General features: G+C 56.4%; 13 protein-coding genes. 8 read left to right on the forward strand and 5 right to left on the reverse strand.

Features of this window, described 5'->3' with window-relative positions:
- Positions 1 to 96 precede the first annotated feature (96 nt).
- Both HA50_RS28245 and ahr read left to right on the forward strand, forming a co-directional pair.
- Positions 97 to 366, forward strand: a complete 270-nt coding sequence (locus HA50_RS28245) for a hypothetical protein (protein WP_084881206.1) — start codon at positions 97 to 99, stop codon at positions 364 to 366.
- 106 nt (positions 367 to 472) lie between these two features.
- Positions 473 to 1,489, forward strand: a complete 1,017-nt coding sequence (gene ahr, locus HA50_RS28250; protein WP_084880429.1) for an NADPH-dependent aldehyde reductase Ahr — start codon at positions 473 to 475, stop codon at positions 1,487 to 1,489.
- 93 nt (positions 1,490 to 1,582) lie between these two features.
- On the opposite strand, the gene HA50_RS28255 is transcribed toward ahr, so the two are convergent.
- Both HA50_RS28255 and HA50_RS28260 read right to left on the reverse strand, forming a co-directional pair.
- Positions 1,583 to 3,295 (reverse strand): DUF2534 family protein, encoded by a 1,713-nt coding sequence (locus HA50_RS28255; RefSeq protein WP_084880432.1) that lies wholly within the window; start codon positions 3,293 to 3,295, stop codon positions 1,583 to 1,585.
- 68 nt (positions 3,296 to 3,363) lie between these two features.
- Entirely contained in the window at positions 3,364 to 3,762 is a 399-nt protein-coding gene (locus HA50_RS28260; protein WP_084880435.1) for a DUF2946 domain-containing protein, read from the reverse strand.
- A 187-nt stretch (positions 3,763 to 3,949) separates the two neighbouring features.
- Here HA50_RS28260 and HA50_RS28265 point away from each other — a divergent pair, with 187 nt between their 5' ends.
- Positions 3,950 to 4,891 carry a D-2-hydroxyacid dehydrogenase gene (locus HA50_RS28265; RefSeq protein WP_084880438.1) on the forward strand — a complete coding sequence of 314 codons (942 nt, stop codon included), beginning with the start codon at positions 3,950 to 3,952 and terminating at the stop codon, positions 4,889 to 4,891.
- Positions 4,892 to 4,897: 6 nt separating this feature from the next.
- Here the strand turns inward: HA50_RS28265 and glsB are convergent, their stop codons facing one another.
- Positions 4,898 to 5,821 (reverse strand): glutaminase B, encoded by a 924-nt coding sequence (gene glsB, locus HA50_RS28270; RefSeq protein WP_084880441.1) that lies wholly within the window; start codon positions 5,819 to 5,821, stop codon positions 4,898 to 4,900.
- Positions 5,822 to 5,967: 146 nt separating this feature from the next.
- On the opposite strand from glsB, the gene HA50_RS28275 reads away from it, so the two are divergent.
- Positions 5,968 to 6,318 carry a cupin domain-containing protein gene (locus HA50_RS28275; RefSeq protein WP_084880444.1) on the forward strand — a complete coding sequence of 117 codons (351 nt, stop codon included), beginning with the start codon at positions 5,968 to 5,970 and terminating at the stop codon, positions 6,316 to 6,318.
- A 59-nt stretch (positions 6,319 to 6,377) separates the two neighbouring features.
- Positions 6,378 to 7,730, forward strand: a complete 1,353-nt coding sequence (gene clcA / locus HA50_RS28280) for a H(+)/Cl(-) exchange transporter ClcA (protein WP_244193730.1) — start codon at positions 6,378 to 6,380, stop codon at positions 7,728 to 7,730.
- 10 nt (positions 7,731 to 7,740) lie between these two features.
- Here the strand turns inward: clcA and HA50_RS28285 are convergent, their stop codons facing one another.
- Complete coding sequence (locus HA50_RS28285; RefSeq protein ID WP_084880449.1) at positions 7,741 to 8,934, reverse strand: L-talarate/galactarate dehydratase; 1,194 nt, start codon at positions 8,932 to 8,934, stop codon at positions 7,741 to 7,743.
- 191 nt (positions 8,935 to 9,125) lie between these two features.
- On the opposite strand from HA50_RS28285, the gene HA50_RS28290 reads away from it, so the two are divergent.
- The gene (locus HA50_RS28290) at positions 9,126 to 10,139 is read left to right on the forward strand and encodes a LacI family DNA-binding transcriptional regulator (protein ID WP_084880452.1); all 1,014 of its coding nucleotides are present in this window, start codon (positions 9,126 to 9,128) and stop codon (positions 10,137 to 10,139) included.
- An 84-nt stretch (positions 10,140 to 10,223) separates the two neighbouring features.
- Positions 10,224 to 10,688: a heme-degrading domain-containing protein gene (locus HA50_RS28295; protein WP_084880455.1), complete on the forward strand. Its 465-nt coding sequence runs from the start codon at positions 10,224 to 10,226 to the stop codon at positions 10,686 to 10,688.
- Positions 10,689 to 10,724: 36 nt separating this feature from the next.
- Here the strand turns inward: HA50_RS28295 and HA50_RS28300 are convergent, their stop codons facing one another.
- On the reverse strand, positions 10,725 to 11,738 hold the full coding sequence (locus HA50_RS28300) for a LacI family DNA-binding transcriptional regulator (protein WP_167379275.1): 1,014 nt from the start codon (positions 11,736 to 11,738) through the stop codon (positions 10,725 to 10,727).
- Between the two features lie 316 nt (positions 11,739 to 12,054).
- Between HA50_RS28300 and HA50_RS28305 the strand changes: the two genes are divergently transcribed.
- Positions 12,055 to 12,978, forward strand: coding sequence for a substrate-binding domain-containing protein (locus HA50_RS28305; RefSeq protein ID WP_084880460.1), 924 nt, complete (start codon positions 12,055 to 12,057; stop codon positions 12,976 to 12,978).
- Positions 12,979 to 12,987: the final 9 nt, after the last annotated feature.

Genomic DNA, 12,987 nt, shown 5'->3' on the forward strand with positions numbered 1-12,987 from the left:
AGTTATCCTACATTTTCGCTGTTTGAGGCGCTGCGACCGCCGCGCCTTTTTTTATTCATTTGCCCGGAGCTGAGAGAGATAAAAAAGAGGTTAATTGTGCTTGCCGAAATTTCCTGGAAAATCATCCATCAGGTTATCAATCAAACGATTGCGGAGATGGTGGATGAGCAGCAGACGCTGGATGTGTTGACCCTGCGTGGGCGGTTAAGGGAAATGGCCGAAAACGAGAGCGATGAAGAGATGGTGCTATGTTACTGGCAGGCGATGAAAGTGCTGACGCACCTGCCGCCGACGGTGACAGCCAGTCAGTTGATTGAAGCGGCGCGTAACGCCTTTCGCAGCCCGATTAATCATGACCCGCTTTAACGCTGCTTCGCAGCAGGTGCTAACATAATCGTATGATTATTCAGCATAATAATGGGACATGATTTGATAAACTTCTGTCGTCAGAGACCAACCACTGAGGACAGCAATGAAAATTACGAGCTATGCCGCCATGCAGGCGGGTGAGGCGCTGGTGCCTTACGAATACGAGGCCGGTCCATTGGCTGCCGAGGATGTGCAGGTAGAGGTGGATTACTGTGGCGTCTGCCACTCCGATCTGTCGATGATTGATAATGAATGGGGTGGCTCAACCTACCCGCTGATTGCCGGTCACGAAGTGATTGGGCGCGTGGTGGCGCTGGGCGAAGCGGCGCAGAATAAAGGGCTGAGTCTCGGCCAGCGTGTTGGTATCGGCTGGACAGCCAAAAGCTGCCAGCATTGCGATGCCTGTATCACCGGTGACCAGGTCAACTGCGAAAACGGTAAGGTCTCCACCATCAATAACCACGGTGGATTCGCCAGCCACCTGCGCGCTAACTGGCAATGGGTGATCCCGCTGCCGGAATCGCTGGATATTGCCACCGCCGGTCCGTTGCTGTGTGGCGGTATCACGGTGTTTAAACCGTTGCTGATGAACAACATCACTGCGACCAGCCGCGTTGGGGTGATTGGCATTGGTGGCCTCGGCCATATGGCGATCAAACTGCTGCGCGCGATGGGGGCGGAGGTCACCGCGTTCAGTTCGTCTGCCGGTAAAACCGAATCGATTCTGGCGATGGGTGCTGACTGTGTGATCAACAGCCGTGACCCGGAGGCGCTGAATGCGCTGGCAGGGCAGTTTGATTTGATTATCAGCACCGTGGCGGTGGATCTCGACTGGAAACCCTATTACCAGGCTCTGGCGCGTCAGGGCAAGTTCCACACCGTGGGTGCGGTGATGAAGCCGTTTGAAGTTCCGGCATTTAGCCTGATTGTTGGCGATCGTGCGGTTACCGGTTCCTCCACCGGTTCACCGGGTCAGCTGCGTGCGTTGCTGAAACTGGCATCCCGCGTCGATATCGCGCCGACTGTGGAAGAATTCCCGATGTCGAAAGTGAATGACGCGCTCGATCATGTCCGTGCCGGTAAAGCGCATTATCGCGTGGTGCTGAAAGCAGATTTCTGACAGGAGAGGCGCGATAAATCGCGCCTCTCAGGCACTGACTTGTAGCGGCGCGATTTATCGCGCTGTTTTTATCACACCGCTAAGGCTGAGGCGTTACCCTTGCGCATCATCCTTCTCGCCGAGGAACCAATACCACAGCGGAATCGACATCAGCGCGGTAAACACCGTGGTGTAGAGCGCGATCATAAAGCCCTGAGTCAGATACATGGTCAGAGACCAGCTGCTGAACGGGATACCATATTGTTCAATCACGCCGCCAATAATCGCATTACTCATCACTGTTCCAACAATCAGCGCCAGCACACACAGCCCATACAGGAAATGACGCATCTCCTTGCGCTTAACGGCGAAGCGGGCGCGAATAATGCCAAGCGGCGATTGCTGCGCGGCCAGCAGCACCTGCGTATCAACCGGCGCGCGTTGCTGAGCACGGAAACGCAGGATATCGACCAGCAAAAACGCCAGCAGACTCACCCCCATCACCGGCAGCGCATAACCGAGCGCCAGTGCCAGCAGCAAACAGGCCCCTTTGGCATAGTGTGGTAACGCCAGCCAGGCGGCTGTCAGAGTCTGGGTCGGACTGGCTTCTGCCTGCTGTGGCCGACGCAGCCACCACATGCGATAGCCCAGCACAATCATGGTGCATAAACCCAAACCGAAGGCCGCCAGCAGCAGCTGATTCGCCAGGCCGAACAACACCCCCATGTGCGCATCCACACCCCAGCGTGTCAGCTTCGCCACCAGCGGGAAACGATCGAAATACACATGATCGACAATGGTGAAATCCTGTGGATTCACTGACACGGCATCCACTTGCGTGGGCCAGCTGCGATCGATTTCGCTTACCGTCCATGCCTTATCCGCATTTTTCGGCTGACGTAACTCCAGTTTGGTTGCCGAGATTCCCGCCGCTCGCGCTGCGTACAACGCGCGATCCCAGTCGCCATCGGCGGCATTGATCGGGCCATGTGGTACCGGCATCGCCATCGTCGACATATCCATGCCCGGCATACTTTGATGGTCGGCATGAGGATCGGCAGGCATCGCAGGTTCATCGTGGTTGAGCGCGGTGTTGACCTGTGGCGTCAGCCAGTTCAGTTCGGTACGCCAGCGATCAATATTGCCACCTGCCCATTGTGACCAGGTCAGTCCGGTGACGGAGAAAAACAGTAAGCCCAGCAGCAGCGTCAGGCCGAGGGTGATGTGCCAGTGTCGGCTAAAGGCAAAGCGTCCACGCGGCGTTTTTGCCTTGCGGCGTGGACGCGTCCCCAGCCACAGCAGTACACCGCCCAGTGCAGCCACCCACAACCAGGACGCCGCGAGTTCGCTGTAGTTGCGGCCAACGTCCCCCAACAACAGGCTGCTGTGCAGCAGGTCGATGGTCATGCGCAGCGGCAGCACGCCACTGGTGCCATATACCGTCATATCGCCTTTCACCTGTAAGGTGTAGGGATCGATAAAGACCGAACGTGACTGCGAAGCACCGAGGGAGGGATCGCTGAACTGCACACGCGTGGTATCGCTGGCACCCGGAGCCGGGCGTACGGCGTAGATACGTTGTTTCTCACCAGCATAAGCGCGGGCTGCGGCGATTTGTGCCGAAAGCGGCTGCGCGTGACTACCTGGCTCAACACTCAACGCGTCTTTATACAGCACGTTTTCCAGCTGGGGCGTCAGCACATACAGCGTGCCACTCAGCGCAGCGATAAAGATAAAAGGGGCGACAAACAGGCCGATGTAAAAATGTAAGCGGCGTAGCAAATTAAGCACCGCGCCGCGCGGTGCTACAGAGTGAACAGCAGACAAAGCCGTCTTCCTTGCGTAAAAGAATGCTCAAGCGTCATCCAGCGGGATGCGCTACCGATCGAATCATGTCAGCAGGAGAGAAGGGCAGGTGGCGCGCGCGGTCGGTGGGTCGAGGTATGACGGCAGATCACCGGTGCGATGACATCGGGAATCGGCGGGGCGCGGGAAATTACCAGCATCAGCCAGATGAAGGGGACAAACACCCACATCATCAACGGCACATGCACCAGCAAATCACAGTAGCCACAGGCGAATTCGCCGTCGTCCATCATATGATGGTCCATGCCGGGCATCACCATATCCGGCATGGCATCGTGATGCATAGGCATGTCGGCCATCATGCTTTGCAGGTGGTTCTGTCGTTCCAGCAGCGTTTTCGACACCACCGGCGCAACAAACAGCAACAACACCGCCACGATGGCGATGCAGGCAGTCAGGCGCTGGCGAATTGCAGACGAAAACATCATGGCGGAAACGGAGGTTACTGATTAAATTGGGCGGAAGTGTAACGCGATTACCTGGGATGGGTTAAAAAAACTGAGGGCATTGAAGAAATAATTCGCATCTTTTGAAAAAAATCACGTAACACCCAGCTTTTGTTAACCTTAATGAAACATGACTAGATCAATAGAGAAACATTAAAGCGGAGAAACAATGAAGATTGTCACCCTTGACGGCGATACCCTGCCGCGCGCGCCACAACGTCCCCAATGGTGTACCGACTGGCAATATCGCGCCACCACCTCGCTGGCGGATCTGGTCCATGTGCTGCATGATGCGGAGATGGTGATCACCAACAAGGTGCCGTTGCGCGCTGATACGCTACGCCAGCTGCCCGCCTTACGTTACGTCTGCGTGGCGGCTACCGGTTATGACTGCATCGATCTGGCGGCCTGTCGCGAGCGGGGCATTATCGTCAGCAACGTACCGGGCTATTCCACGCGCAGCGTGGCAGAAGGGGTGATTGCGGCATTATTCGCCCTGCGCCGTCATCTGCTGGACTACGTTAACAGCACGCGTAGCGCCTGGCCTGCCTCGTCGCATTTTTGCGTCCATCGTCAGCCGATCCAGGACATCTATGGTGCGACCCTGGGTGTCATCGGCAAAGGCGATATTGGCCGCGCCGTCGGCGAGATGGCTCAGGCGCTGGGGATGAACGTGTTATATGCCGATCGTAAAGGCAGCAGCGTCTTGCGTGAGGGGTATGTGCCGTTTGAGCAGGTACTGGCGCAAAGCGATGTGCTGACGCTGCATTGCCCACTGACGCCGGAAACAAAGCAGCTGATCAATTTATCCGCGCTGGCGCAGATGAAGCCTTCAGCCCTGCTGATCAACACCGCGCGTGGCGGTCTGATCAACGAAACCGAGCTGGCCCATGCGTTGCGCCAGGGAGTGATTGCCGGGGCGGCACTGGATGTGCTGACCAGTGAACCCCCCGCTGCCGATCATCCGCTATTGCAGGCTGATGTACCCAACCTGATGCTGACACCGCATATCGCCTGGGCCAGCCAGCAGGGGGTGACCAACCTGCTGCGCGGTATCGAGAGCAATCTCGCCGGATTCTGGCAGGGCGCGGCACAGAATGTTGTGAGTTAAGCGCGATTAAAAAATCGATCGTCCCAGCCGTTCCGTCAGCATCTCCAGCATCACCGTACCGGCCAGTGAGTTGCCTGAGCTATCCAGCGCGGGCGACCACACCGCGATACTCATTTCTCCAGGGATGACCGCGATAATGCCGCCGCCCACGCCGGATTTTGCTGGCATTCCCACTCGCCAGGCGAACTCGCCCGCTCCATCGTACATGCCGCTGGTCATCATCAGCGCGTTGACCTGACGTGCATGACGCGGTGAAATCACCGTGATTTCATCGCCGAGGCTGCGTCCATGATTTGCCAGGTAGAAGAAGGTGCGTGCCAGTTCGGTACAGCTCATCGCCATCGCGCAGTAGTGGAAATAGGTTTCCATCACTTTGCTGACATCGTTGTGGAAATTGCCGAAGGATTTCATCAGCCAGGCAATGGCGGCATTGCGTGCCGAATGTTCGTATTCGGAGCGAGCCACTACCCGGTCATAATTGATTCCATTGCGCTGCGCAAGACGGCGCACAATTTCCAGCATGCGCTGACGCGGTGCCGTCAGGCGGCTTTCCAGCAGATCGCACATCACCAGCGCACCGGCGTTGATGAAGGGATTGCGCGGTTTGCCCTGTTCCAGCTCCAGCTGCAGCAGCGAATTAAACGCCTGGCCGGACGGTTCTTTGCCGACACGCTGCCAAATATCCGGCTCGTCATATAAGGTCAGCGCCAGGGTCAGCGACAGCACTTTCGAGATCGACTGAATGGAAAAACGGGTATCGGCGTCTCCCGCCTGATAACAGGTGCCATCGGCGACATAAATTGCGATGCCTGCCTGATCGGGTGATACCCCCGCCAGCGCGGGAATATAGTCCGCCACTTTTCCCTGCCGGGTCAGCGGGCGAACCTGTTCGATAATCTCTTCCAGCAATGCGTTACTGAGTTCAGACACTTTTATGCTCCGTGCATAGCCATTCTGGTCGGGGATGATCGGGACTCGCCGCCTGCGCGTCAATCAGTGACACAAAAAACTGTGAGCAATCAGGGTGAAGCCTGCGTTACAGTGCATTGATTATGCACCGATGATGAGACATCACCATGTTAACCAATCTGTTGCAGGCCTTCCCTGCGGCGGCCCAGGCAGGCAGTGCTGAAACCTTCGAGCAACTTCTGCAACGTCCCAATCTGCGTATCGAACGTATTGTTTCAACCGGCCAGACCAGCCCGCCGGATTTCTGGTATTGCCAGACGCAGGGCGAATGGGTGTTGATCGTGCAGGGAGAGGCCGGTTTGCAGCTTGAGGGTGAATCCGAACGGCGATTACGTCCCGGTGATTTTGTTGATATCCCTGCTGGCTGCCGTCATCGTGTGAACTGGACGGCGGCGGAGCAGCCAACGGTGTGGTTGGCGATTCACTACGGTGAGTTGCCCGATGCAGAAGAACAATAAATTTTAAGATAGAGGATGGCATGTCTGTGACACAAGATTCTGCGCAGCCGGAAACGGTGATGCGTGCGGGGCGTTTTCTGTTGCTGCAACGGCTGATGCGGCGCGATAAAACCCCGGTAGCGTTGCTGTTTCTGGCGGCACTGGTCGGCATTTTGACCGGTCTGGTGGCGGTCGCCTTTGATAAATCAGTGAACTTTATTTTTCATTCACGGCTCAACTGGCTGGCTGATCAGGCGAGCAATCCGCTGCTGAATGTGCTCTGTGCTTTCTTTGCGGCCGCCCTGTTAGGGGCGCTGGGCTACTGGCTGGTACGACGCTTTGCGCCAGAAGCGGGGGGATCGGGGATCCCGGAAATTGAGGGCGCGCTGGAAGAACTCAGGCCGGTGCGCTGGTGGCGCGTATTGCCGGTGAAGTTTATCGGCGGGATGGGCGCACTCGGCTCGGGCATGGTGCTGGGGCGTGAAGGTCCGACGGTGCAGATCGGTGGCAATATTGGGCGTATGTGTACCGATATGTTTCGGGTGCGCTCGTCAGAAGCGCGTCATACTTTGCTGGCAACCGGTGCGGCGGCCGGGCTTTCTGCCGCGTTCAACGCACCGCTGGCGGGGATTCTGTTTATCATCGAGGAAATGCGTCCGCAGTTCCGCTACAGCCTGATTTCTATTAAAGCGGTGTTTGTCGGTGTGATTATGTCGAGCATCGTGTTCCGCCTGTTTAACGGCAATGAAGCGATTATCAACATTGGTCAGCTTAAAGATGCTCCGACGTCCACCTTATGGCTGTATCTGCTGCTCGGCATCCTGTTTGGCGGCTGTGGCGTGGCGTTTAATCGCCTGATTTTCTGGACCCAGGATCAGTTCCAGCGGTTGCATCACGGACGTACCGCGCCCTGGGTGTTGTGGGGGGGCCTGCTGGCTGGTATTTGTGGTGTGCTGGGATGGATACTGCCGGAAGCTATCAGCGGCGGCATCACGCTGATCCCGGATTTCTCTGCCGGACACTTCACCGCGCTGGGATTATTTGCCCTGTTCGCGTTGCGCGTGGTGATCACCATCTGCTGTTTTGCCTCTGGCGCACCCGGCGGGATTTTTGCGCCGATGCTGACGCTGGGCACCCTGCTCGGTACCTGTTTTGGTCAGCTTTGCGCGCATTGGTTTCCTGGTTATCAGCTGGAAGCGGCGACGTTTGCCGTCGCCGGGATGGGGGCGCTGTTTGCCGCCTCGGTGCGTGCACCGCTGACCGGCATCGTGCTGGTGCTGGAGATGACCAATAACTATCAGTTGATTCTGCCGATGATTATCACCTGCCTTGGGGCCACGCTGGCGGCGCAGTTCTTTGGTGGCAAACCGCTGTATTCGTCGTTGCTGGCGCGCACGCTGGCGAAAGCCCAGCGCCGCGAAAATGCGACGTAGCGGTTGTCGTTCAGGGCCGTTTACCCACGCTGTGGGTAAGCGTGGTCCATTTACGCGCCTGCTCGCTCAGGCTGAAACCGAGGCCGTGGCGGTCAGAAATCAGCATGCGCCCATCGCGCAGTTCCAGCTGTTCATTGAATAGTGGATTGAGCCACTCAAAATGTTCCAGCCAGGGTTCAATCGGGTAGGCTGCCGCCAGATGGATATGAATCTCCATGGCGAAATGCGGGGCCAGCTTGCGGCCATGGCGTGCCGCCAGATCCATAATCTTCAGAAACGGCGTGATACCGCCGACGCGCGGTGCATCGGGCTGGACGAAATCGCTGGCGTTACCGAGGATCAGCTGCTCATGTTCGCGGAAGCTGGTGAGCATCTCACCGGTGGCAATCGGGGTGTCCAGCGCGGCGGTCAGGGCCGCGTGCCCCTCAACATCGTAAGCATCGAGGGGTTCCTCAATCCACACCAGATTGAATTGTTCCATTTTTCGGCCCATGCGAATGGCGGTTTCACGATCCCATTGCTGGTTGGCATCGACCATCAGCGGGAAATCATCGCCCAGCGTCTGACGTACTGCTGCCAGGCGACGCAGGTCTTCTTTGGTATCAGGCTGGCCAACTTTGATTTTAATGCCGCCGATGCCGTTCTCGCGTGAAATGGCGACGTTCTTCAGCACCTGATCGAGCGGAGTATGCAGGAAGCCGCCCGAGGTGTTGTAGCACTGCACCGAATCGCGATGCGCCCCGAGCAGTTTTGACAGCGGCAGGCTGGCGCGTCGTGCTTTCATATCCCACAGCGCGATATCGAAGGGGGAAATAGCCTGCACGGCCATGCCGCTGCGTCCGACTGATGCGCCTGCCCACAGTAGTTTGGTATAGATTTTATCGATATCGTTAGGATCTTCTCCGAGTAACGCATCGGCGATTTCGCAGGCGTGAGCATATATACCCTGGCCCCCGGCACGTTTGGAATAGCTGAAGCCGATCCCCTCAAAGCCATCACGCGTGGCGATTTCCGCCACAATGATCGCCACTTCGGTCAGTGGCTTCTGGCGTCCGGTCAACACCTTGGCATCGCTCACTGGCGTCGCCAGCGGCAGAAAGGCCAGCGATAAATTGACCCAGACGATACGGTCGCCACTGTCGGCAGCGGTGGCGGCACCCTGCGCTTTGGCATAAGTCACTGCGGCGGAATTAACACCTGACATGCGAGTCTCCTGTTAAAATGATTGCGCTAACATTCTTGCTTCGCAAGGACTATGCGCCAGGATGTTCGGTTGTTAATGTTCGCGTGATCACATTTTCGGCATTGCGATGAAAAAAATGATAGCCCTAACATTTACCGGGGAACATCGTTTTACGTTATGCTAGCCGCTGGTTTTCTCCAGGCTAAGTGGCAATGAAACAACGCAATCTGGCGCGCAAAGGTGCGCCCACGCTGGAAGATGTGGCACGGGTGGCCGGTATTTCACCGATGACAGTCAGCCGTGCGCTCAATTCACCCCAGCAGGTCCGGCCCGCTACGGTTGAAAAGGTGCTGGCCGCCGTGCAGGCCACCGGCTATATCCCCAACGCGCAGGCGGGTAGCCTCGCCACCAATCGTAGCCGTTTGATTGCCGTGGTGGTGCCGCAAATTAACAACAACATGTTTGTTGATACCATCCAGAGCCTCAATGACACCCTCAGTGCGCAGGGTTATCACATGCTGTTGTGCGTGACCGGCTATGAGGCCGAAACTGAGGCGGAAACCGTTGCCACGTTGCTATCGCGTCGGCCCGATGGGGTGGTGCTGACCGGTATCCATCACAGCAGCCAGCTGAAGAAGGTGTTGTTGCAGGCCGATGTGCCGGTGGTGGAGATTTGGGATATGACACCCACTCCCATCGATATGCTGGTCGGCTTTTCTCACGAAAAAGTCGGCGCATGCGTGGCGGCTTACCTGGCGCAGCGTGGGTATCAGCGACCGGCGTTGATCTGGACTGACGATCAGCGTGCATTGCAGCGTAAGCAGGGTCTGCTGGAGGCATTAAAAGCGCAAGGCATCGCTCTGCTTGCCGATGCACCGGTTGCGCTGCCCGCGCTGATGACGCGTGGTCGTGAAGCCTGCGCTGAGCTATTGGCGGCCCACCCCACTTCAGATGTACTGGTATGCAGTTCCGATACCCTGGCGCAGGGTGCGCTGATGGAAGCGCAGGCGCGCGGCTTGGTGGTTCCCCGACAGCTGGCGGTGATTGGTTTTGGCGATCTCGATTTTGCCGCCGCTAATTTTCCGGCGATTTCCACAGTGCGTATCGATCGTCAGGCGATGGGCAGGCTGGCGGCACAGCAGCTACTGACCCGGTTGCAAGGCGCAGCGGTGACTACGCCGATTATCGATATGGGTTTTACCATGATTCCCCGCGATTCGGGTTAAGGCACGTGATCCTCATCACTGGTGAAAAATATTTTCCATGTTATAAATTGTGGAAATTTTATTTCATATGGAGAGGAAACCGTTATGTCATCATCGCTTAGCCTTGAAACCCTGTTGCAACAGGAAGCGGAACACCGTCTGCCGCAGTTTGACTTCGATCTGGCCTGGCAAATCGGTCAGAGCATCCAGCAGCGTGGCCGTGAAGCGCAGGCACCCATCTCGATTGAAGTCTATGCTTTTGGTCAGGTGCTGTTTCTGGCGGCGTTGCCAGGATCCTGTCCGGATAATCTGGAGTGGATGCGACGCAAAAGGAATACCGTATTGCGTCATGGTCACTCTTCAATGTATGTGGGGCTGCTTAACGAGCAGAAGGGCGAGCGGATGGATCGGCAGGCGTTTATCAGCCAGGCAGATTATACCGATCACGGCGGTTCTTTCCCGCTGCTCAATCCTCAGGGCGCGATTCTCGGCGCTGTCAGCGTCAGCGGTTTACCTTCTGAAGATGATCACGCGTTAGCATTATGGGGGATTGCCCAGCTGCTGCGCTGATCGGCGATGACCGCGTTAATCGCGGTCATCTTTACTTTATGACTTCAGGTGAGAGCGTCGTATCTGCAATTCTCCCCGCGTCCAGACGCCACCAGGGGTGGCACGTTCATCAATCAGCCGGTTTAAGGCTTCTTCAATCAACAAATCAATACGCTGATTATAGGTGGTGAGTTGCCAGCCGGGCAGGGCGGCTTCTTCGATACCATCAAAACCCACCACCGCCATATGTTTGTTGCCAGCGCCCTCGCGCAAGGCTTCCAGTGCACCCAGCGCCAGCACATCATTCTCACAGAACAACGCGTCAATACGATCGGCAGGCGCGTGGGCATTGAGATAATCTGTCAGCACCGCATAGCTGCGCTCCTGGGCGTAGCTACCGGCTGTCAGCAACACTTCCAGCGTTAATCCCGCCTCCGCCAGAGTCAGTTGTAAACCATCAAGGCGCTGTAGATGGTTGCTATTGGTTTCCGGCCCGCACATATAACCGAAGCGGGTATATCCCTGCGTCAGCAGCAGCTCGCCCAACTGTTGCCCTGCGCGCAGATCATCAATTTTCACCACATCAATACCTGGAACATCATTGTTGCGACACAGCTGCACCAGCGGGATATGGTGCAGTTCCTGTGCGATGTCCACCAGTTCTTCCGTCAGTACCGTGCCGAGGAACAGCAAACCATCCACCTGCAATTGATCAGCCAGCATCATCACCGATTTATGATTCTCGCTATTGGTGATGTTGAGCAGCAGGGCCATGTAGCCACGTTTCTGCAACTGATTAGTGACCGTATCAATCAACAGCAGCGAGTGCGGGTTCCTCATCTCATCAATCACGACCCCAATAATGTGCGTCTTCTTTTGCGACAGACTGCGCGCCAGCAGGTTAGGGCGGTAGCCCAGCTCGGTTGCCACGGCCAGCACGCGTTCACGCGCTTTGTCGGAGATTGACGCACCTGGCGTAAAGGCACGCGATACCGTCCATTTCGACACACCCGCCTGGCGTGCAACATCGCTGGCGGTGGCTTTGTGGGGTTTTGTGATGGGTTTGCTCATAGCACCTGCATAGAGGAGTCGGCGAAAGGCCCCTGTTTTTTTGATGTGGCGATTATGTTTGATCTTTGCAGCCGATTGAAATGTTTTTTGCAATCGGGTGCAAATGATTAACATTTTGTGATCGCTTTCGCTGATTTACGTTTTGCTGGATTGACTAAATTTGCACCCTGGACGACATTTCGCCAGTACCTTCCCTGAAGATATGACTGTCCGTCTCTTTTTTTTACTTATTTTGCACCCGGTTGCAAAACGGTGGAAATCAGCAGTGTCGCTCTTCCGGTCGGATCATAACACCATGACCCTACAGGAAATGACCATGAAGATTGTGAAAACGATAGTTCTGATTTTAGGTGTACTCGCCATCGCCAGTGTGCAGGCTAAAACCTGGCAGGTGGGCGTTGCACTGGCCAATTTCGATCTCAATTTCGTCTCGATTCTGCGTACCCAGATGGTGCATGAGCTGGATAGCTCCGGCATGAAAGGGCAGTTCTCCGATGCCAAAGGCGATGTGGCCCTCCAGGTTCAGCAGGTGGATGATTTCATTAATCAGGGTGTTGACGCCATTATCCTCAACCCGGTGGATACCCAGGGGGTAAGGCCGATGATGGAGGCAGCCAGACGCGCCAATATCCCGCTGATCTTTGTGAATCGTAAACCGGAGGTGAAGCTGGCAGGGCAGATGGCGTATGTCGGTTCCGATTCAGCCCTCAGCGGCAAGATGGAGATGGAAGCGCTGGCGCAACGCATGAACTACAAAGGCAATGTCGCCATCATCATGGGGGCGTTGTCGAACGAGGAAGCGCGTGAACGCACCCGCGCGGTGGAAGAGGTGATTGCTGCGCACAAGGATATGAAGGTGGTGGAAAAACAGACCGCCAAATGGCAGCGCAACGAGGCGGTGGATGTGGTGTCCAGCTGGTTGCTCAACGGTACGCCGATCGATGCCATTGCCGCCAACAATGATGAAATGGCGATTGGAGCCATTATGGCGCTGAAACAGGCAAAAAAGGAACACATACTGGTGGCGGGCATTGATGGCACGCCGGACGGCCTGCAATTTATTAAAAGCGGTGACATGGCGGTGACCATCTTCCAGGACGCGAAAGGACAGGCCACCGGTGCGGTGCAGGTCACCAAAGCGATGCTGGATAAACAGAAAACCGCCCCCTACAACTGGATCCCGTATGCCACGGTGACCCAGGACAATTACCAGCAGTTTGAACAGAAAAACCAGAAATGAACCCTTACC

This window comes from Pantoea cypripedii, assembly GCF_002095535.1.
GTDB lineage: Bacteria > Pseudomonadota > Gammaproteobacteria > Enterobacterales > Enterobacteriaceae > Pantoea > Pantoea cypripedii.

Bases quoted from the DNA above. Each gene is read 5' to 3' on its own strand.
- ahr (WP_084880429.1), top strand. From the start codon at position 473: ATGAAAATTACGAGCTATGCCGCCATGCAGGCGGGTGAGGCGCTGGTG.
- HA50_RS28260 (WP_084880435.1), bottom strand. From the start codon at position 3,762: ATGATGTTTTCGTCTGCAATTCGCCAGCGCCTGACTGCCTGCATCGCC.
- HA50_RS28265 (WP_084880438.1), top strand. From the start codon at position 3,950: ATGAAGATTGTCACCCTTGACGGCGATACCCTGCCGCGCGCGCCACAA.
- HA50_RS28275 (WP_084880444.1), top strand. From the start codon at position 5,968: ATGTTAACCAATCTGTTGCAGGCCTTCCCTGCGGCGGCCCAGGCAGGC.
- clcA (WP_244193730.1), top strand. From the start codon at position 6,378: ATGCGTGCGGGGCGTTTTCTGTTGCTGCAACGGCTGATGCGGCGCGAT.
- HA50_RS28285 (WP_084880449.1), bottom strand. From the start codon at position 8,934: ATGTCAGGTGTTAATTCCGCCGCAGTGACTTATGCCAAAGCGCAGGGT.
- HA50_RS28290 (WP_084880452.1), top strand. From the start codon at position 9,126: ATGAAACAACGCAATCTGGCGCGCAAAGGTGCGCCCACGCTGGAAGAT.
- HA50_RS28295 (WP_084880455.1), top strand. From the start codon at position 10,224: ATGTCATCATCGCTTAGCCTTGAAACCCTGTTGCAACAGGAAGCGGAA.
- HA50_RS28300 (WP_167379275.1), bottom strand. From the start codon at position 11,738: ATGAGCAAACCCATCACAAAACCCCACAAAGCCACCGCCAGCGATGTT.
- HA50_RS28305 (WP_084880460.1), top strand. From the start codon at position 12,055: ATGAAGATTGTGAAAACGATAGTTCTGATTTTAGGTGTACTCGCCATC.